Origin of the sequence: Halovulum marinum, from assembly GCF_009697225.1 — a bacterium.
Taxonomy (GTDB): Bacteria; Pseudomonadota; Alphaproteobacteria; order Rhodobacterales; family Rhodobacteraceae; genus Halovulum; species Halovulum marinum.
The window spans coordinates 178439-196242 of the sequence record NZ_WIND01000001.1 but is presented as its reverse complement, the minus strand read 5'-3'; the positions used below and the strand labels follow the sequence as shown (position 1 = coordinate 196242).

At 71.3% G+C, this 17804-nt stretch carries 20 protein-coding genes; 10 read left to right on the top strand and 10 right to left on the bottom strand.

The window, feature by feature from the left end; all coding sequences use genetic code 11:
* Position 1: 1 nt before the first annotated feature.
* Together GE300_RS01035 and greA are read right to left on the bottom strand one after the other, a co-directional pair.
* Complete coding sequence (locus tag GE300_RS01035) at positions 2 to 1015, bottom strand: hypothetical protein (RefSeq protein WP_154444025.1); 1014 nt, start codon at positions 1013 to 1015, stop codon at positions 2 to 4.
* Between the two features lie 19 nt (positions 1016 to 1034).
* Positions 1035 to 1505 carry a transcription elongation factor GreA gene (gene greA / locus GE300_RS01030; RefSeq protein WP_325063051.1) on the bottom strand — a complete coding sequence of 157 codons (471 nt, stop codon included), beginning with the start codon at positions 1503 to 1505 and terminating at the stop codon, positions 1035 to 1037.
* Positions 1506 to 1733: 228 nt separating this feature from the next.
* Here greA and GE300_RS01025 point away from each other — a divergent pair, with 228 nt between their 5' ends.
* The 3 genes from GE300_RS01025 (at position 1734) to GE300_RS01015 (ending at position 6064) form a co-directional block, all read left to right on the top strand.
* A complete protein-coding gene (locus GE300_RS01025) occupies positions 1734 to 3383 on the top strand; it encodes an electron transfer flavoprotein-ubiquinone oxidoreductase (RefSeq protein WP_154444023.1) in 1650 nt (549 codons plus the stop codon).
* A gap of 112 nt (positions 3384 to 3495) precedes the next feature.
* Positions 3496 to 5220: a tetratricopeptide repeat protein gene (locus tag GE300_RS01020; RefSeq protein WP_154444021.1), complete on the top strand. Its 1725-nt coding sequence runs from the start codon at positions 3496 to 3498 to the stop codon at positions 5218 to 5220.
* A 22-nt stretch (positions 5221 to 5242) separates the two neighbouring features.
* The gene (locus GE300_RS01015; RefSeq protein WP_233416727.1) at positions 5243 to 6064 is read left to right on the top strand and encodes a 4-(cytidine 5'-diphospho)-2-C-methyl-D-erythritol kinase; all 822 of its coding nucleotides are present in this window, start codon (positions 5243 to 5245) and stop codon (positions 6062 to 6064) included.
* Between the two features lie 39 nt (positions 6065 to 6103).
* Here the strand turns inward: GE300_RS01015 and GE300_RS01010 are convergent, their stop codons facing one another.
* Entirely contained in the window at positions 6104 to 7042 is a 939-nt protein-coding gene (locus GE300_RS01010) for a polyprenyl synthetase family protein (RefSeq protein ID WP_154444755.1), read from the bottom strand.
* Positions 7043 to 7159: 117 nt separating this feature from the next.
* Here GE300_RS01010 and GE300_RS01005 point away from each other — a divergent pair, with 117 nt between their 5' ends.
* The 3 genes from GE300_RS01005 (at position 7160) to GE300_RS00995 (ending at position 8427) form a co-directional block, all read left to right on the top strand.
* Positions 7160 to 7375, top strand: coding sequence for a putative signal transducing protein (locus GE300_RS01005; RefSeq protein ID WP_154444018.1), 216 nt, complete (start codon positions 7160 to 7162; stop codon positions 7373 to 7375).
* Positions 7353 to 8144 (top strand): tRNA1(Val) (adenine(37)-N6)-methyltransferase, encoded by a 792-nt coding sequence (locus GE300_RS01000; RefSeq protein ID WP_154444016.1) that lies wholly within the window; start codon positions 7353 to 7355, stop codon positions 8142 to 8144. Before GE300_RS01005 ends, GE300_RS01000 begins: the two co-directional genes overlap by 23 nt.
* 112 nt (positions 8145 to 8256) lie before the next feature.
* Entirely contained in the window at positions 8257 to 8427 is a 171-nt protein-coding gene (locus tag GE300_RS00995; protein WP_154444014.1) for a YdcH family protein, read from the top strand.
* Positions 8428 to 8506: 79 nt separating this feature from the next.
* Here the strand turns inward: GE300_RS00995 and GE300_RS00990 are convergent, their stop codons facing one another.
* The 5 genes from GE300_RS00990 to GE300_RS00970 form a co-directional block, all read right to left on the bottom strand.
* Positions 8507 to 9250: a type 1 glutamine amidotransferase gene (locus GE300_RS00990; protein WP_154444012.1), complete on the bottom strand. Its 744-nt coding sequence runs from the start codon at positions 9248 to 9250 to the stop codon at positions 8507 to 8509.
* A 174-nt stretch (positions 9251 to 9424) separates the two neighbouring features.
* On the bottom strand, positions 9425 to 10150 hold the full coding sequence (gene phbB / locus GE300_RS00985) for an acetoacetyl-CoA reductase (protein ID WP_154444010.1): 726 nt from the start codon (positions 10148 to 10150) through the stop codon (positions 9425 to 9427).
* A 42-nt stretch (positions 10151 to 10192) separates the two neighbouring features.
* A complete protein-coding gene (locus GE300_RS00980; protein ID WP_154444008.1) occupies positions 10193 to 10573 on the bottom strand; it encodes a hypothetical protein in 381 nt (126 codons plus the stop codon).
* Between the two features lie 8 nt (positions 10574 to 10581).
* On the bottom strand, positions 10582 to 11757 hold the full coding sequence (locus GE300_RS00975; RefSeq protein ID WP_154444006.1) for an acetyl-CoA C-acetyltransferase: 1176 nt from the start codon (positions 11755 to 11757) through the stop codon (positions 10582 to 10584).
* Between the two features lie 124 nt (positions 11758 to 11881).
* Positions 11882 to 13087 (bottom strand): alpha/beta fold hydrolase, encoded by a 1206-nt coding sequence (locus tag GE300_RS00970; RefSeq protein WP_233416690.1) that lies wholly within the window; start codon positions 13085 to 13087, stop codon positions 11882 to 11884.
* Positions 13088 to 13370: 283 nt separating this feature from the next.
* Between GE300_RS00970 and phaR the strand changes: the two genes are divergently transcribed.
* Entirely contained in the window at positions 13371 to 13982 is a 612-nt protein-coding gene (gene phaR / locus GE300_RS00965; protein ID WP_154444004.1) for a polyhydroxyalkanoate synthesis repressor PhaR, read from the top strand.
* Between the two features lie 7 nt (positions 13983 to 13989).
* Here phaR and GE300_RS00960 read toward each other — a convergent pair whose 3' ends face one another.
* The gene (locus tag GE300_RS00960; protein WP_154444002.1) at positions 13990 to 14844 is read right to left on the bottom strand and encodes an EAL domain-containing protein; all 855 of its coding nucleotides are present in this window, start codon (positions 14842 to 14844) and stop codon (positions 13990 to 13992) included.
* Positions 14845 to 14957: 113 nt separating this feature from the next.
* Here GE300_RS00960 and GE300_RS00955 point away from each other — a divergent pair, with 113 nt between their 5' ends.
* Entirely contained in the window at positions 14958 to 15527 is a 570-nt protein-coding gene (locus GE300_RS00955) for a DNA-3-methyladenine glycosylase I (protein WP_154444000.1), read from the top strand.
* A 46-nt stretch (positions 15528 to 15573) separates the two neighbouring features.
* On the opposite strand, the gene GE300_RS00950 is transcribed toward GE300_RS00955, so the two are convergent.
* Complete coding sequence (locus GE300_RS00950) at positions 15574 to 16188, bottom strand: TlpA family protein disulfide reductase (protein ID WP_233416689.1); 615 nt, start codon at positions 16186 to 16188, stop codon at positions 15574 to 15576.
* 40 nt (positions 16189 to 16228) lie between these two features.
* On the opposite strand from GE300_RS00950, the gene argH reads away from it, so the two are divergent.
* Together argH and GE300_RS00940 are read left to right on the top strand one after the other, a co-directional pair.
* Positions 16229 to 17620, top strand: a complete 1392-nt coding sequence (gene argH / locus GE300_RS00945) for an argininosuccinate lyase (protein ID WP_154443996.1) — start codon at positions 16229 to 16231, stop codon at positions 17618 to 17620.
* Positions 17617 to 17787 (top strand): lipoprotein, encoded by a 171-nt coding sequence (locus tag GE300_RS00940; protein WP_154443994.1) that lies wholly within the window; start codon positions 17617 to 17619, stop codon positions 17785 to 17787. Before argH ends, GE300_RS00940 begins: the two co-directional genes overlap by 4 nt.
* Positions 17788 to 17804 lie beyond the last annotated feature (17 nt).

Genomic DNA, 17804 nt, shown 5'->3' with positions numbered 1-17804 from the left:
TCTAGCCGGCGTCCGGCGCCGAGCTGGCCTGCACCAGCAGCACATAGGCCCGGCCCGAGCGGGTGTCGACCAGGTTCAGCAGCGTCGCGTCCGAAGCCTCGGGCGCGATCCGGTGCAGCATGTGGTCGAACTTGCGCTGGAAGTGCAGCGCGGTGTCGCGGAAGATCGGGTCGGCGCGCATCCGGCCGCGCACCGTCTCCAGCGCCTGGCTGTCGGTGATGCCGTTCAGCGGCATCAGCGCCGCGCGCGCCGCGCCGCCCTTGGCGAACTGCCGCCAGTCGCCCGAGGTGGCGGGGGCGGGCATCAGATCGTCCATGTAGAGCCCGTTCTGCGCCAGCAGCGTCTGCGTGTCCTCGGACGAACGCAGCAGCCGTGCCAGCTCGGGCTCGCCCATGGCGCGCGACAGCACCGCGAAGCCCTCGCGGTCGTTGGCATCGCGCGGGAAATTCAGCGCCCGCACCGCATCGTCCAGCGACAGCGTCGCATGGTTGTCGCCGCCGCCGTGCAGCGGCAGGTCGGGCTGCGCGGCCTCGGCGGCCGCCGCCGGCGGCGGCGCGTCGGCCGCAGGCGGTGCGGCGGCGGGCTGCGGCGCGGCAGCCGGTGCGGCGGTCGGCGCGGGCGCGGGGATCGGCCGCGCCGCCAGCGTCTGCTCGGCCCGGCGCAGCGCGGTGTCGGTGGTCTTCAGCCGCCGCTCCAGCGCCTCGATGCGCTTGTCCTGCGCCTCGATCCGGCGCTGCAGCGCGGCGCTGCGGTCCGGCGCGCCGCTATCCGCCTGCGCCGCCAGCAGCCCGGCGTACAGCAGCGCCAGCGCCCAGAACACCGCCACCGGCAGGATCAGCGCCGCGCCCAGCCCGGCCAGCGCCAGCAGCAGCGCCGCGCCGCCCGGTGCGCCGGTGCCGAGATAGCCGGCGGCGTAGGCCAGCACGCAGCCCGCCCACACCAGGCTGGCCAGCAGCGCCGCGCGGCGGGCGCGGGCGGGCCGGTCGTCCTGCGGCTGTGCTGGCGCGGGCATCATCGGTGTCGGGTTCCGGCGGCTAGACGTAGCGGACGTCGAGGATCTCGTAGTCCTTGACCCCGCCGGGCGTCTTCACCTCGACGCTGTCGCCGGCCTCCTTGCCGATCAGGGCGCGGGCCAGGGGCGACTTGACGTTCAGCAGGCCGTTCTCGATGTCGGCCTCGGCCTCGCCGACGATCTGGTAGGTCTTTTCCTGCTCGGTGTCCTCGTCCACCAGCTTGACCGTGGCGCCGAACTTGATCGGACCGGACATGCGGGCGACGTCGATCACGTCGGCGCGGCCGATGATTCCCTCCAGCTCGGCGATGCGGCCCTCGATGTGGCTCTGCTGCTCGCGGGCGGCGTGGTATTCGGCGTTCTCGGACAGATCGCCGTGCTCGCGCGCCTCGGCAATGGCGCGGATCACCCGGGGCCGGGCCTCGGATTTCAACTGCTTCAGCTCGGCGTCGAGCTTCGCGAACCCCTTCCTGGTCAGCGGTATCTTCTCCACGCTTCCTCACCTCCTACGTTTCAGGGGTATCTGCATTCAAAGAGCCGCCCGTCGCCGGGCGGCCCGTCAAGCCGGAACGATAGGAGCGCGCGCGGGCGAGTTCAAGCGCCCCCGATCCACAGGCCGCGGCGATGGCGGCGCAACGGCAACGGCCGCGCGACGCAGTGTCCGCATTGACCCCGACTGCACACCGCGCTTACCTGTCGCCGGTCGTGAAGGGAGAGCCGGATGAGCGAGATCGAGCGCGAGAGCATGGACTACGACGTGGTCGTCGTCGGCGCGGGCCCGGCCGGGCTGAGCGCGGCGATCCGGCTGAAGCAGCTGGACGCCGACCTGAACGTCGTGGTGCTCGAGAAGGGCTCCGAAGTCGGCGCGCACATCCTGTCGGGCGCGGTGCTGGATCCGTCCGGGCTGTCCGCGCTGATCCCCGACTGGCAGGAGCGCGGCGCGCCGCTGAACGTGCCGGTGACCGACGACCGGTTCCTGATGATGGGCGAGGGCGGGCACGTCCGGATCCCGAACTGGCCAATGCCGCGGCTGATGTCGAACCACGGCAACTACATCGTCTCGATGGGCAACGTCTGCCGCTGGATGGCCGAGCAGGCCGAGGCGCTGGGGGTCGAGATCTTCCCCGGCATGGCCTGCTCCGAGCTGGTCTACGAGGGCGAGCGCCTGGCCGGCGTCGTCGCCGGCGAGTTCGGCCTCGAGAAGGACGGCAGCAAGGGCCCGTCCTACGAGCCGGGCATGGTGCTGCGCGGCAAGTACGTGTTCCTGGCCGAGGGTGTGCGCGGCTCGCTTTCCAAGCAGGCGATCGCCCGCCACCGGCTGGACGCGGACGCCGAGCCGCAGAAGTACGGCCTCGGCATGAAGGAGATCTGGGAGGTCCGGCCCGAGAACCACCGCGAGGGACGGGTGGTGCACACCATGGGCTGGCCGCTGGGCAAGCAGGCCGGCGGCGGCTCGTTCATCTACCACGCCGAGAACAACCAGGTGTTCCTGGGCTTCGTCGTGCACCTGAACTACGCCAACCCGTACCTGTACCCCCACGCCGAGTTCCAGAAGTTCAAGACCCACCCCGAGATCCGCAAGCTGCTGGACGGCGGCAAGCGCGTCGCCTACGGCGCCCGCGCGATCACCGAGGGCGGGTGGCAGTCGCTGCCGAAGCTGGCGTTCCCCGGCGGCGCGCTTCTGGGCTGCGCCGCGGGCATGGTCAACGTGCCGCGGATCAAGGGCAACCACAACGCGATGCACTCGGGCATCGCCGCGGCCGAGGCGGCGCACGCCGCCATCACCGCGGGCCGCGAGGGCGACGAGCTGGCCGAGTACGACGCCGCGGTCCGGTCCGGGCCGATCGCCAGGGACCTCAAGCCGGTGCGCAACGTCAAGCCGCTTTGGTCGAACCGCGGGCTCTGGGCGTCGCTGGCGCTGGGCGGGTTCGACATGTGGGTGTCCAGCCTGACCGGCTGGAATCCGCTGGGCACGCGCAAGCACGGCAAGACCGACGCCGCCGCCACCGGCGAGGCGGCGAAGTTCGCGCCGATCGACTACCCGAAACCGGACGGCAAGCTGACCTTCGACCGGCTGACCAACGTCAGCTTCTCGGGCACCAACCACGCCGAGGACCAGCCCAGCCACCTGCAGCTGAAGGACCCGGCGGTGCCGGTGCGGGTGAACCTGCCGAAATATGCCGAGCCGGCGCAGCGCTACTGCCCCGCCGGCGTCTACGAGATCGTCGAGGAGGCCGGCCAGCCGCCGCGCTTCCAGATCAACGCGCAGAACTGCGTGCACTGCAAGACCTGCGACATCAAGGATCCCAGCCAGAACATCGTCTGGGTGACGCCGCAGGGCGGCGACGGGCCGAATTATCCGAACATGTGAACCGGGCGGCGCGCGGGCCATGACTTTCCGGCGGGGCCGACGGTGGCCTGCCTGTTTGCCAAGCCGGCGGAGCCGTCATAATGTCTGCCAAAGCTTCATCGGAGGAACGAGGATGACATCCCGCCTTTGGACCGGACTGCAGGCCTCGGCGCTGGCGCTGGCGGTCATCGCCACGGCCCCCGCCGCCGGCGCCCAGGGTCTGGCCGGTCCCTATCTTGCCGGCAGCCAGGCCGATCTGCGCGACGACTACCTGCCTGCCTCGCGCTATTACGACGACGCGATTCGCGTCGCCTCCGAGGATGCGTCGCTGCTGAATGCGGCGATGGTGGTCAACGTGATCGCCGGGCGGCTGAACCGCGGCCTCGACATGGCGCGCCGGCTGGAGCCGGTGGACGGCGCCAACCAGCTGGTGTCGCTGACCCTGCTGGCCGAGGCGCTGCGCGACGAGGACTACGCCGCCGCGCGCCGCATGGCCGAAGACCCCGCCCGGCAGCTGAACCCGATGTTCGCGCAGCTGGTCGAGGGCTGGTCGCGCATCGGCGAGGGCGATTTCGCCGGCGGCGTCGCGGTGTTCGAGGGCATGAGCGGCAACGCCGCGGTCGAGATCTACGGCAAGGTGCACCTGGCCTACGCCCATGCCTTCGCCGGGGATTTCGAGACCGCCGCGCGGATCCTCGACGGCGACGACGACAGCCCGCTGCACGTCGACCGGCTGACGATCGCCACCCATCTCGTCAGCCTGAGCCAGATCGACCGCGGCTCGGACGCGCTGGAACTGGTCGACCGTCTGCTGGCCAACGGCGGCGCCGACCCCCAGCTGGAGCAGATGCGCGAGCGGCTGCTTGCCGGCGAGGCGCTGGAGTTCGACCAGATCGCGCGGCCCGCCGACGGTGCCGCATCCGCCTACGCGGTGCTTGCCGACGCATTGCTGCGCGAGGACGCGCTGCGCCTGTCGCTGTTCTACGGACGCCTCGCGACGCACATCCGCCCGCGCTACGACCAGGTGACCGCGCTGATCGCCGACATACTCGCCGAGCAGCGCCAGTACGAACTGGCGATCGCCACCTACGAGGAAGTGGCGCCGGGCTCGCCCTGGTACATCGCGGCCGAGATCGGCCGCGCCGCGGCGCTGGACGGCGCCGGCCGCCACGACGAGGCGATCGAGGTGCTGTCGAAGCTTTCGCGCGAGCGGCCGGACGTGATCTCGGTGCACAACGCGCTGGGCGACACGCTGCGCAACAACGAGGAATTCGCCCGCGCCGCCGAGGCCTACAGTCGCGCGGTCGAGCTGATCGAGGAGCCGGCCCAGCAGCACTGGCGGCTGTTCTATGTGCGCGGTATCAGCTACGAGCGCACCGACGAGTGGGACAAGGCCGAGGCCGATTTCCGCACCGCGCTGGAGCTGAACCCCGAGCAGCCCAACGTGCTGAACTACCTGGGCTATTCGCTGGTCGAGCTGCGCCGGAACATGGACGAGGCGCTGGACATGATCGAGCGCGCGGTGGCGCAGCGCCCGCAGGACGGCTACATCACCGACAGCCTGGGCTGGGTCTATTACCGGCTGGACCGCTTCGACGAGGCGGTCGGGCCGATGGAGCGCGCGGTCGAGCTGGAGCCGGTCGACCCGGTGATCAACGATCACCTTGGCGATGTACTGTGGAAGGTCGGCCGCAAGATGGAGGCGCGCTTCCAGTGGAGGCGGGCGCTGTCGTTCGAGCCCGAGGAGGACGAGGCCGTCCGGATCCGCCGCAAGCTGGACGCCGGTCTCGACAAGGTGCTGGCCGAAGAGGCCGCCATCGGCGAGGAGAAGACCGCTGAGACCGCCAGCGGGAACTGACGTTCCCGCGACGGCCGCGCGGCTGGCCCGCGCCAAGATCAACCTGGCCCTGCATGTCACCGGCCGCCGGGCCGACGGCTTTCACCTGCTCGACAGTCTGGTGGTGTTCGCCGACACCGGCGACAGGCTGCGCGCACGCCGCGCCGCACGCACCTCGTTGACCGTCGCCGGGCCGTTTGCCGCCGGGCTGGACGCGGGGCCGGACAATCTGGTGCGCCGCGCGGCGGCGTTGATGCCTGGCTGCCCCGCGGCGCTGGCGCTGGACAAGCAGCTGCCTCTGGCGGGCGGGATCGGCGGCGGCTCGGCCGACGCGGCGGCGGCGTTGCGCGCGCTGGCCGACCTGTACCGCGCGCCGCTGCCCGCGCCGGGCGCGGTGCTGGCGCTGGGCGCCGATGTGCCGGTCTGCCTGCACGGGCGCGCGGTGCGGATGCGCGGCATCGGCGAGGTGCTGGCGCCGGTGCCGGCGCTGCCGCCGCTCTGGTGCGTGCTGGTCAACCCGGGCGTCGCCTGTCCCACGGGGCCGGTGTTCGGCGCGCTGGCCTCGCCCGACAATCCGCCGCTGCCGGATTTTCCCGACGCGTTCGCCGATGCCGCGGCGCTGGCCGACTGGCTGTGCGGCACCCGCAACGACCTGGAGCCGCCGGCGCGGGCGCTGGTGCCGGAAATCGCCCGCGCCGGCGACGCGGTGGCGGCGCAGCCGGGCTGCCTGCTGGCGCGGATGTCGGGATCGGGCGCGACCGTGTTCGGACTGTTCGCCCGCGCGGCCGAGGCCCGGGCGGCGGAAGCGGCGCTTTCGGCGGCGTCCCCGGCATGGTGGTGCCGCGCGGCCGCGGTGGCAGGCTAGATGCGCCGGCGCCCGTGCGGCGCCGCACGCGCCGTGACGTCAGGCGACGCGCGAGACGACGAACCCGGCCAGATCCGACAGCGTGTCGCGCAACGCGCTGGCAGGAAGCGCGGCCAGCGCCGCACGCGCCTCGTCAGCGCGGGCGAAGGCGCGGGAGCGGGTTTCCTCGAGCGCGCCGTGGCGGCGCATCAGCGTCTGCGCATGTTCCAGATCGCCGTCGCGCTGGTCGCCGCGCTCGATCACCCGGGTCCAGAAGGCGCGCTGCTCGGGGTCGGCCTGCGCGACCGCCAGGATCACCGGCAGCGACATCTTCCGCTCGCGGAAGTCGTCGCCGGTGTTCTTGCCCAGCGTGGCGCTGACGCCGCCGTAGTCCAGCAGATCGTCGACCAGCTGGAACGCGATGCCCAGCGCGTCGCCGTAGGTGCGCAGCGCGGCGACATGCGAATCGGGCGCGCCGGCGATCACCGCGCCGGATTCGGTCGCGGCGGCGAACAGCGCGGCGGTCTTGCCGCGGATCACCTGCAGATAGGTGTCCTGCCCGGTGCCGAGGCTGCGCGCGGCGCTGAGTTGCAGCACCTCGCCCTCGGCGATCACCGCGGCGGCGTTCGACAGGATGTCGAGCACCCGCAGGCTGCCGGTCTCGACCATCAGCTGGAACGAGCGCGCGAACAGGTAGTCGCCGACCAGCACCGAGGACTGGTTGTCCCACAGCAGGTTCGCCGTCGGCCGGCCGCGCCGCTGGGAGCTTTCGTCGACCACGTCGTCGTGCAGCAGCGTCGCGGTGTGGATGAACTCGACCGTGGCGGCCAGGCGCACGTGATGCTCGCCCTCGTAGCCGCACAGCCGCGCCGCGGCCAGGGTCAGCAGCGGGCGCAGGCGCTTCCCGCCGGCCTCGACCAGGTGTCGCGTCACCTCGGGGATGCGCGGCGCGTGCTCCGAGGCCATGCGCGTCGCGATCAGCGCGTTCACGCGCGCCATGTCGTCCGACAGCAGGCGCTGCAGGCGGTCGAAGGCTCCGGCGGTGGTCGTTGCGGTCACGTGCGATCCCGTGTGTATGTCTCGACGCCTTTCCGCAGGGCGGCTAAGCTGGCGCCCATGGAAGAAATCCTGCGCACCAACGACCCGACGCTGATCCCGTTCGCCAGTGCCCTGCTGCGCGCCGAGGATATAGAATGCTTTGCGATGGACGTCCACATGAGCGTCATGGAAGGTTCGATCGGCATATTGCCGCGGCGGCTGATGGTGCGCCGCGCCGATGCCGCCCGCGCCCGCGAGATCCTGACCGACAATGACATCGAGCTTTCCGACTGAGGCGGGCTTCGCCGAAGCGGCGCTGACCGAGGACGGCTTCCTGGGTGGCCGCGTCCGGCTGCTGCAGCCGCGCCATGGCTATCGCGCGGCGACCGATCCGGTGTTCCTGGCCGCGGCCGTGCCCGCGCGCGCAGGCGAGTCGGTGCTGGATCTGGGCTGCGGCGCGGGCGCGGCGCTGTTCTGCCTGGGCGTGCGGGTGCCCGGGCTGCGTCTGGCGGGGCTGGAACAGCAGCCCGGCTATGCCGCGCTGGCGCGGCGCAACGCGGTGCTGAACGGACTGCCGGCCGAGATCCTTGCCGGCGACGTGGCCGCGCCGCCGGCCGCGCTGCGCGCACGAAGCTTCGATCACGTGCTGTCGAACCCGCCGTTCTTCGCCGCCGGCAGCGGCACCGCGGCGGCGGACGCGGGTCGCGCGCGGGCGCACGGCGAGGGCCCGGCCGGGCTGGACGCGTTCATCGATCTCGGGCTGCGGCGGCTGCGACCGGGCGGCAGCCTGACGCTGATCCACCGCACCGAGCGGCTGGGCGACATCCTGGCGGCGCTGGCCGGCCGCGCCGGGGATATCCGCGTGCTGCCGCTGGCGCCGCGGGCGGGCCGCCCGGCCGGCCGGGTGATCGTCCGCGCCCGCAAGGGAAGGGCGACGCCGCTGACGCTGCTGCCGCCGCTGCCGGTCCATGCCGGGGCGCGCCATGCGGCGGACGCGCCGGACTATTCGGATGCCGCCGCTGCGGTGCTGGCCCGGGGCGCGGCGCTTGCGCTCGGGGGTTGATCGCGGCGCGTCGCCGTTCTCGCGGGCCACGCAATCGCGGAGGTGACACGCGCGGCTTTTCATGCTGCAATCCGGGCTGCAAGGGATTCATGTGAGAGAAGGAGACGGCTGAATGAATCTGGGTTCCCATCTGAACGAGCTCCGGAAGAAGCACGAAGTCCTGTCAAAGAAGATCGAAGAGGAACAACGCCGCCCCGGTTCCGACGATCTCGAGATCACCGACATGAAGCGGCAGAAACTGCACATCAAGGAAGAAATCGAGCGCATCTCGCACCGGATGTGAGGCGCAGGCGGCGGCGCGGCCAAGGCGCGGCCGCCCGCCGCCACCAGCCTGCGTGGTCAGCCGCCCGACCGGTGCCGGCTCAGGCGGCAGAGCGCCGGCGTGCCGCGCCGGCCTTCAGGAAATCGACCATCGTGCGGGCCCAGGCGGGGTTGTCCACCGGCGCCGCGAGGCTTTCCAGCGCGGGCTCCAGCACCTCGGCCGGCACCTTCCGGCCCAGCCGGCCCGCGGCAAGGTCGCGCAGCAGCGCAGGGGAGTATTCCGGGTGCGACTGCACCGAGGCCGCGTGCGGCGCGTCCGGATCGCCATAGGCCAGCACCGCGAACGGACAGAACGGGCTGGATGCCTGCACCGTCGCGCCCTCGGGCAGGGCGATCACCTGGTCCTGGTGGATGGCGTAGCCGGCCCAGCGATCGGGCAGCGCCTGCAGCCACGCCGGGGCGCCGTGCTTGTCATAGCCCTGCACGCCCAGCCCCCAGCCGCGTTCGGATTTCGCCACTCGCCCGCCCAGCGCCTGGGCCAGGACCTGGTGGCCGAAACAGACGCCGAACACCGGAATCCGCGCCGCCACCGCCGCGCGCAGGAACGACTCGAGCGGCGGGATCCAAGGGTGATCCTCGTAGGTGCCGTGCCGCGAGCCGGTGACGATCCAGCCGTCGGCGTCCTGCGGCCGGCCAGGCGCCGCGCCGCCGTCGAGGTCGATCTTGACCGGCTCGATCCCCGGATCCGTCGCCTGCAGCAGCCGGGCGAAGATGTCGCCGTAGTCGCCGTGCCGGGCGGTGATGTCCTCGGGCAGGTCGCCGGTCTTGAGAATGCCGATTCGCATCTTTCGTGCCTCCGTTCTGGCCCGATATGTGGCGAGCCGCCGGCCGGGGGGCAAGCGGTCTTGCGCCGCCGGGGCGGCGTGCCGGGGCGCCGGGGTCGTCCAGCCGTCTGGATGACGGACGCAAAAGGGGCCGGCGTTGCCGCCGGCCCCCTGATGCTCGGAGCCCGGTTCGGCTCAGGCGAAGTACTGGCCGCCGTTGGCGGTGATCGTCGAGCCGGTGACGAAGCCGGCGTCGTCCGCGGCCAGGAACACCACGGCGCGGGCGATCTCTTCCGGCTCGCCCAGGCGGCCGACGGGGATCTGCGGGATGATCCGCTCGTTCAGCACCTTCTCGTCGATGGCGCGCACCATTTCGGTGCCGATATAGCCGGGGCAGATCGCGTTCACGGTGATTCCGGCCCGCGCGCCTTCCTGCGCCAGCGACTTGGTGAAGCCCAGATCGCCCGCCTTGGCCGAGGAATAGTTCGACTGCCCCGCCTGGCCCTTCTGCCCGTTGATCGAGCTGATGTTGATGACGCGGCCGAACTTGCGCTCGCGCATGCCGGGCCAGACCGGGTGGGTCATGTTGAACAGGCCGCTGAGGTTGGTGTCGATCACCTCGCGCCACTGCTCGGGGGACATCTTGTGGAACATCGCATCGCGGGTGATGCCGGCGTTGTTGACCAGCACCTCGATCGGGCCGAGGTCGGATTCGACCTGGCGGATGCCGGCGGTGCAGGCGTCGTAGTCGGCGACCGACCACTTGTAGGTCTTGATCCCGGTCTTGTCGGTGAAGGCCTTCGCGGCCTCGTCATTGCCGGCGTAGTTCGCGGCGACGATGTAGCCCGCCTCCTTCAGCGCGACCGAGATCGCCGCGCCGATTCCGCGCGAGCCTCCGGTGACCAGTGCAACGCGTCCCATGTGATGTCTCCCCCTTCTTTTGCTGGAAGTTTTCGGTGTGATTCAGTCAAGAATGCCTCGGTCGCGCCCCAGCGCGCGGCAATAGTTTATCCAGTTCCTGTTCTCGAACAGATGCAGCGGGTTGGCGAGGCGGCCGTCCCATTTGCGCGCCATCCCGGCGTAGACCGGCGACAGGTGCGCCTGGGCGTCTGCATGGCCTTCGGCCCGCGCCTGGTCGGCGGCGGCTTCGGCGAAACGCGCGGCGCCGTCCCTGATGAGGCGGATGTCTGCGGCGTCGCGGCGACGGCGCTCGGCGACGCCGGCCATCTCGCCGTAGATCGCCGCGCACTCCACCATGCTGGTCGAGATCGGCTGCCGGTTCTGCGCCGCCGCCGCAGGGGCCAGGATCAGCGCGCAGCCCAGGATCGGGGCCGCGCGCCGCAACGCAGTGCTCAGTCGCGCTCGACGCACAGCGCCACGCCCATGCCGCCGCCGATGCACAGCGTCGCGAGGCCCTTCTTGGCGTCGCGGCGCTTCATCTCGAACAGCAGGGTGTTCAGCACGCGGCAGCCCGAGGCGCCGATCGGGTGGCCGATGGCGATGGCGCCGCCGTTGACGTTCACCTTCTCGGGGTCCCAGCCCATGTCCTTGTTCACCGCGCAGGCCTGCGCGGCGAAGGCCTCGTTGGCCTCGATCAGATCCAGGTCGTCGACCTTCCAGCCGGCCTTTTCCAGCGCCTTGCGGCTGGCGTGGATCGGGCCCACGCCCATGATCGACGGGTCGAGCCCGGCGGTGGCGTAGCCGGCGATCCGTGCCAGCGGCTCGATGCCGCGCTTCTCGGCTTCGGCGGCGGTCATCAGCAGGGTCGCGGCGGCGCCGTCGTTCAGGCCGCTGGCGTTGCCGGCGGTGACCGTGCCGTCCTTCGAGAACGCCGGACGCAGCTTGGCGACGCTGTCCAGGGTGGCGCCGTGGCGGATGTACTCGTCCTTGTCGACGACGATGTCGCCCTTGCGGGTCTTGACGGTGTAGGCGATCACCTCGTCATCGAACTTGCCGGCCTTCTGCGCGGCCTCGGCCTTGTTCTGGCTGGCGACGGCGAACTCGTCCTGCTGCTCGCGGCTGATCTGCCACTTCTGGGCGACGTTCTCGGCGGTGGTGCCCATGTGGTAGTCGTTGAAGGCGTCCCACAGGCCGTCCTTGATCATCGTGTCGATGAAATTCATGTCGCCCATCTTCTGACCCGAGCGCAGGTGCGCGGCGTGGGGCGCGAGGCTCATCGATTCCTGGCCGCCGGCGATGACGATGCTGGCGTCGTCCAGCATGATGTGCTGCGCGCCCAGCGCCACCGCCCGCAGGCCCGAGCCGCAAACCTGGTTGATGCTCCAGGCGGCGCTTTCCTTGGGCAGCCCGGCCAGGATGTGCGCCTGCCGCGCCGGGTTCTGGCCCTGGCCGGCGGTCAGCACCTGGCCCAGGATGGTCTCGGACACGTCCGAAGCGTCGACGCCGGCACGCTCCAGCACGGCCTGGATCACGGCCGCGCCCAGTTCGTGCGCGGGCGTGTTGGCGAAGGCGCCGTTGAAGCTGCCGACCGCGGTGCGGGCCGCAGAGGCGATCACGATGTTGGTCATGTCCATTTCCCTGGTCTGTTTCCGCCGTACAAGTCTCGCAGAGATTCGGCTCTCCGCCTTGTTGCGGTGCAACATACGGATTCGAGAACCCGACCCCACTGCGCATTCCGTCGCAGGAGAAAGCCTAGGCGGTTCCTTTCAGGAATTCCACCACCGGCTGCCAGACCTCACGCGGGGCGTGCGCGCCGGTGATCATGCCGACGTGGCCCAGCGTCGGGCGCAGCTGCCGCGCGCCGGGCAGGGCGCGGACCAGCGCCCCGGCGGCGGGCAGTTGCGCGATCGAATCGCCGGTGCCGGTGACGATCAGCGCCGGCGGCACGGCGGAAGGCCGTCCGCGGGCGCCGCGCAGCGAATTTTCCAGGTGCCAGTCGACCAGCAGGGTCTCGGCCGCCGGTCCCGCCATCGGCACGCCGTCGGCCAGCCAGTCCTCCAGCGCCACGAACAGCTCGGCCCGGGCGCCGCCTTCGGGCAGCGCGGCGAAGCGGCGGAACTTGCGCGCCGCCATGATCGGGTCGACCATCGCGAACAGGTGCTGGAACACCGTCACCGGGACCAGCCCGAAGGCGTCGGCCAGCGCCCGGATCTGCAACCGCAGCCGCGCCGCTCCGTACTGGCGCGCGGCGGCGCGCACGGCGAAGGGCGCGCCCCGCGCGGCGTCGAAATCCCACGGCGCGCCGATCGTGACCAGCGCCCGCAGGTGCGGATCGCGCATCGCCTGCAGCGCCGCCAGCGTGCCGCCCATGCAATAGCCCAGCAGCGCCGGCGGGCCGCCCCCGGCCCGGGCCGCCGCCGCCAGTGCCGGCCGCAGCCGGCGGGCAGCATAGTCCTCCAGGTCGAAGCGCGCCTCGGCCCGCCCGGGCACGCCCCAGTCCAGCAACAGCGGCCGCAGCCCCGCCGCCGCCAGCGCGCGCAGGAACGAGGTGCGCGGCGTCAGGTCCAGCACGTAGGCCCGGTTGATCAGCGACGGCACCACCAGCACCACCGGGCCGGTCGGCGCGGTGGCGCCGGGGGTGGCGCCGTAGTCCAGCAGCCGGCTGCTGCCGTCGGCCCACACCGCCGGCGGCTCGGCGACGGCGCGGCGGTAGGGATGGCGCTGCCAGCGCTCGATGCCGCGCAGCATCAGCATCAGCCGGCGGGCGGCCTCGGCGGTGACGTCGATCGGTGTCGGCGACGGCCCCCGGATCGCCGGCAGGGCAGGGTGCCAGGGGAACCCCGGCTCGGACGCGTTGGGCGCGGCCATGATCGCCTGCAGATAGCCGGTGGCCGCCGAACCCAGATGAAAGACCAGCGGTGTCGGATGCCCGATGCGATGCGCGGCCGGCCCGCTCATGCCTCTCCCGGCGGGCGGCGGGTGCCGGCCGTCGCCAGCAGGCTCAGATGCAGCTCCCACTGGTCGAGGTAGCGCGCCGCCGCGTCCCGGCGCGCGCCCGGGCCAGCGCCGGCCGGTTCTGCGGCAGGTCCGTCGCGGGGCGCGGCCCCGGGGGCTTTGGCGGGTGTGTCGCTCATCCCCGCCCGATTAGCATGGCGCGCGCCCCTTCGCGTATGCAAAAATGTCGTTGCAGCGCGGAAACACGCGATGCTATGCAGGGTTAGCGTTCCCAGGGAGGGATATGATGGCCCGCGCTCGCAGCGATTCCGACGATCCGGTCGTCATCAAGAAATATGCGAACCGGCGGCTCTACAACACGCAGAAGTCGGCGTATGTCACCCTCGAGAACCTGGCCGAAATGGTGCGCAACGAGGTCGATTTCGTCGTGCGCGACGCCAAGTCCGGCGAGGACATCACCCGCTCGGTGCTGACCCAGATCATCTTCGAGGAAGAGGCCAAGGGCCACACCATGCTGCCGGCGAACTTCCTGCGGCAGCTGATCCGGCTGTACGGCGACACGCTTCAGGGCGTGGTGCCGGGCTATCTGGAAGCGTCGATGGAGACCTTCCTGCGCAACCAGGAGCGGCTGCGCGAGCATGTGACGCAGGCGTTGGGCGCGAACCCGGCGATGGCCAATTTCGAGGCGCTGACCCGCACCAACATGGAAATCTACGAGAACGCCATGCGGATGTTCACGCCGTTCTCGGCCCGCACCGACCGCACTGACCGCGCCCGGACCGAGGCCGGGACCGAGGCGCCGAATGCGCCCCAGTCCAAGGATGTCGAGCTGGAAGAGCTGAAGACCCAGCTGAAGGCCATGCAGGACCAGCTGACCCGGCTGGTGAAGGACAGCTGAGCCGGGGCTAGCAGGCGGCGCGGCCGCCGTGATCGTCGCTGTCGTCGTCGCTTCCGGGCAGGCGTACCACTGGACGGCCGAACAGGAACCCCTGCATCGCGTCCACCCCCAGCGCCTTGGCGCAGCGCGCGTCCTCGGCGTTGTCGATGAACTCGATCACCGACAGCATCTCGAAGTGGCTGGCCAGGGCGACCAGCGCCCGCACCAGCGCCTGCGCGTCGCGGTCCCGCGCCAGCCCGTCGCCGTAGCTGCCGTCGATCTTGACGATGTCGAAGCGCTGCTGGCGGAACTGCGCGAACCCGGTCCGCCCGGCGCCGAAATCGTCCAGCGCGGTGCTGACGCCCATGTGGCGCAGCCGGGACAGGAAGTCGTGCCGGCCGGGGTCCTCCAGCGGGCCGGTGTCCTCGGCGACCTCGACGATCAGGCGGTAGGCCAGATCGGGCGCATGCCGTGCCGCCGCGTCCAGTTCGCGCAGCCAGCCGCCGCCGTCGCAGGTCGCGGGACAGACGTTGACCGCCAGCCGCAGGTCCGGGTGCCGGCGCAGCGCCGCCAGCACCTGGCGCAGCATCGCCCGGTCCACCGCCGCGGCCAGCGGCGTGTCCGACAGCGCCGGCAGGAACTGGTTCGGCGCCAGCAACGCGCCGCTTGCGGTGCGGATCCTGACCAGCGCCTCGTGAAAGGCGATGCGGCGGGTGTCGCGCGTGTCCACCACCGGCTGGAACACCGCGGTGACGCGGTCCTCGCCGAGCGCCCGGATCACCATCGCGCGCGTCGCCGCGACGGTCTGCGCGGGGGCGATCCGCATCGGTGCGGGCAGGTGCGCCGCCGCATTGGTCTGTTCCGCCGATCCGTTCCTGTACATCTTCAGCCGTCCCTGATTCCGTTGCTTCAACCATGGCGGCGCGGCCTTAAGCGTTCGTGAAAATTGCGCATTTGTTCTAAAAATGTTCTCATGGCTTGGAAAGGAGATCCGCCATGACCGACCGCTGCCCCTGGTGCGGGGACGATCCGCTTTACGTCGCCTATCACGACACCGAATGGGGCGTGCCCGAGCGCGACGGCCGGGCGCTGTGGGAAAAGCTGGTGCTGGACGGGTTCCAGGCCGGGCTGGCGTGGATCACCATCCTGCGCAAGCGCGAGGCGTTCCGCGCCGCCTTCGCCGGGTTCGACCCGGCGCGGGTGGCCCGGTTCGACGCCGCGGACGAGGCGCGGCTGCTGGCCGATCCGGGCATCGTGCGCCACGGCGGCAAGATCCGCGCCGCGATCAGGGGCGCGCAGGCGTGGGAGCGGATCGAGGAGCGCGAGGGCTTCGCCGATTTCCTGTGGCGCTACACCGACGGCCAGCCGATCCGCAACCGCTTCGCCAGCATGGCCGAGGTGCCGGCACAGACGCCGCTGTCGCAGCGCATCTCGAAGGACCTGAAGGCCGAGGGCTTCACCTTCGTCGGCCCGACCATCGTCTATGCCTTCATGCAGGCGGTGGGCATGGTCAACGACCATGTCGTGACCTGCCCGCGCCACGCCGCTGTGGCGAAGCTGGTCTAGAAGCCCCCGGCGCAGCCAGGCTTTGACGCCTCCGGCGGGGCCGGACCTAGACGCCGGCCTCGAGCAGCCGGGCCAGGATCGCCCGGGCGCTGTCCGACTGCCAGTCGGCGCCGCCCTGCAACCGGGCGATCTCGTTGCCCTCGCGGTCCAGGACGACGGTGATCGGCAGGCCCAGCACGCCCATCTGCCGCGCGACATGCTGCTGCGGGTCGAGATAGGTCTTCAGCGTGGTCACGCCGACATCGCTGTTGAACTTCTTGATGCCCTCAAGGCTGTTGCGTCCGGTGGCGATGGCGATGATCTCGAAATCAGGCCCCGCCAGCTCGGCGTTCAGCGTGTCCAGCGACGGCTTCTCCATCCGGCAGGGCGCGCACCAGGTGGCCCAGAAGTTCAGGATGCGCAGCTTGCCGTTGCTGTCGGCCAGCGCCACCGTGCCGCCGTCGGGGGTCTCCACGCTCAGCGCCGGGATCGCGCGCGGCGCATCGTGGATCACCAGCTTCTTCATCGCGCCGCTGCGCAGCGCCTCCAGTTCGGTGCGCAGCTCGGCGGTCAGCGGCGCGGCGAGCGCGGGGTTTGCACCGACCGCCGCCGCTGCGTATAGAAGCGCCGCAAGAACGCACCGTGCGGCGCGCTGCGGGGTGGTGTTCCGGGGACGGGTCATGCGGGCCTGCCTTTGTCTCAGCTCTCGACCGGGGTCATTCATGTCGGACACTGCCAGCAACCAGATGTGGGGCGGACGCTTTGCCGCCGGGCCGGACGCGATCATGGAGGCGATCAACGCCTCGATCGGTTTCGACCGGCGGCTGGCGGCCCAGGACATCGCGGGCAGCCGCGCCCACGCGGCGATGCTGGCGGCGTGCGGTATCCTGACCGATAGCGACGCCGAGGCGATCCGGGAAGGGCTGCTCACGGTGTTGTCAGAAATCGAGCGCGGCGACTTCGCCTTCTCGACCGCGCTGGAGGACATCCACATGAACGTGGAGTCGCGCCTGCGCGAGCTGATCGGCGAGCCTGCCGGGCGGCTGCACACCGCCCGTTCGCGCAACGACCAGGTGGCGACCGACTTCCGGCTGTGGGTGCGCGAGCAGTGCGACGCCGTCGACGCCGGGCTCGAGGCGCTGATCCGCGCGCTGCTGGCCCAGGCCGAGGCCGGCGCCGACTGGGTGATGCCCGGCTTCACCCATCTGCAGACGGCGCAGCCGGTGACCTGGGGCCACCACATGCTGGCCTATGTCGAGATGTTCGCCCGCGACCGCGCCCGCTTCGCCGACGCGCGCAGGCGGATGAACGAAAGCCCGCTGGGCGCCGCGGCGCTGGCCGGCACCTCGTTTCCGATCGACCGGCAGATGACGGCGCAGGCGCTGGGCTTCGACCGGCCGATGGCGAACTCGCTCGATGCCGTGTCGGACCGCGACTTCGCGCTGGAATTCCTGGCCGCCGCCTCGATCTGCGCGATGCACCTGTCGCGCATGGCCGAGGAACTGGTGATCTGGTCCTCGGCGCAGTTCCGCTTCGTGGCGCTGTCCGACCGGTTCTCGACCGGCTCGTCGATCATGCCGCAGAAGAAGAACCCCGATGCGGCCGAGCTGATCCGCGCCAAGATCGGCCGGATCTTCGGTGCGAACGTCACCCTGATGACGGTGATGAAGGGCCTGCCGCTGGCCTATTCCAAGGACATGCAGGAGGACAAGGAGCCGGTCTTCGACGCCGCCGACAGCCTGATGCTGGCGCTGGCGGCGATGACCGGCATGGTCGGCGACATGACCGCCAACCGCGCCGCGCTGGCCGCCGCTGCCGGGTCCGGCTTTTCCACCGCGACCGACCTGGCCGACTGGCTGGTGCGGGCGCTGGACATGCCGTTCCGGCAGGCGCACCATGTCACCGGCGCGCTGGTCAAGGCCGCCGAGGACAAGGGCTGCGATCTGGACGGGCTGACCCTGGACGAGATGCGGGCCGTGCACGACGGCATCACCGACGCGGTGTTCGGCGTGCTCGGCGTGGACAACTCGGTGGCCAGCCGCACCAGCCTTGGCGGCACCGCGCCGGCCAACGTGCGCGCGCAGATCGACGCCTGGAAGGAGAGACTGGGATGACCCGCCTGATCCTCGCCGCCGTGCTGGCCCTGTCGGCCTGCGGCATCAAGGGCGACCCGGCGCCGGTGCCCGGCGGCACATCGGTTGCCGCGACCGAGCCGCGCTTCGATCTGTCGATCTCGGGCAGCGCGGGCCTGGGCGTGACCTACGAGCAGCGCACGGACTGAGGCGGCGAGCCCGGCGA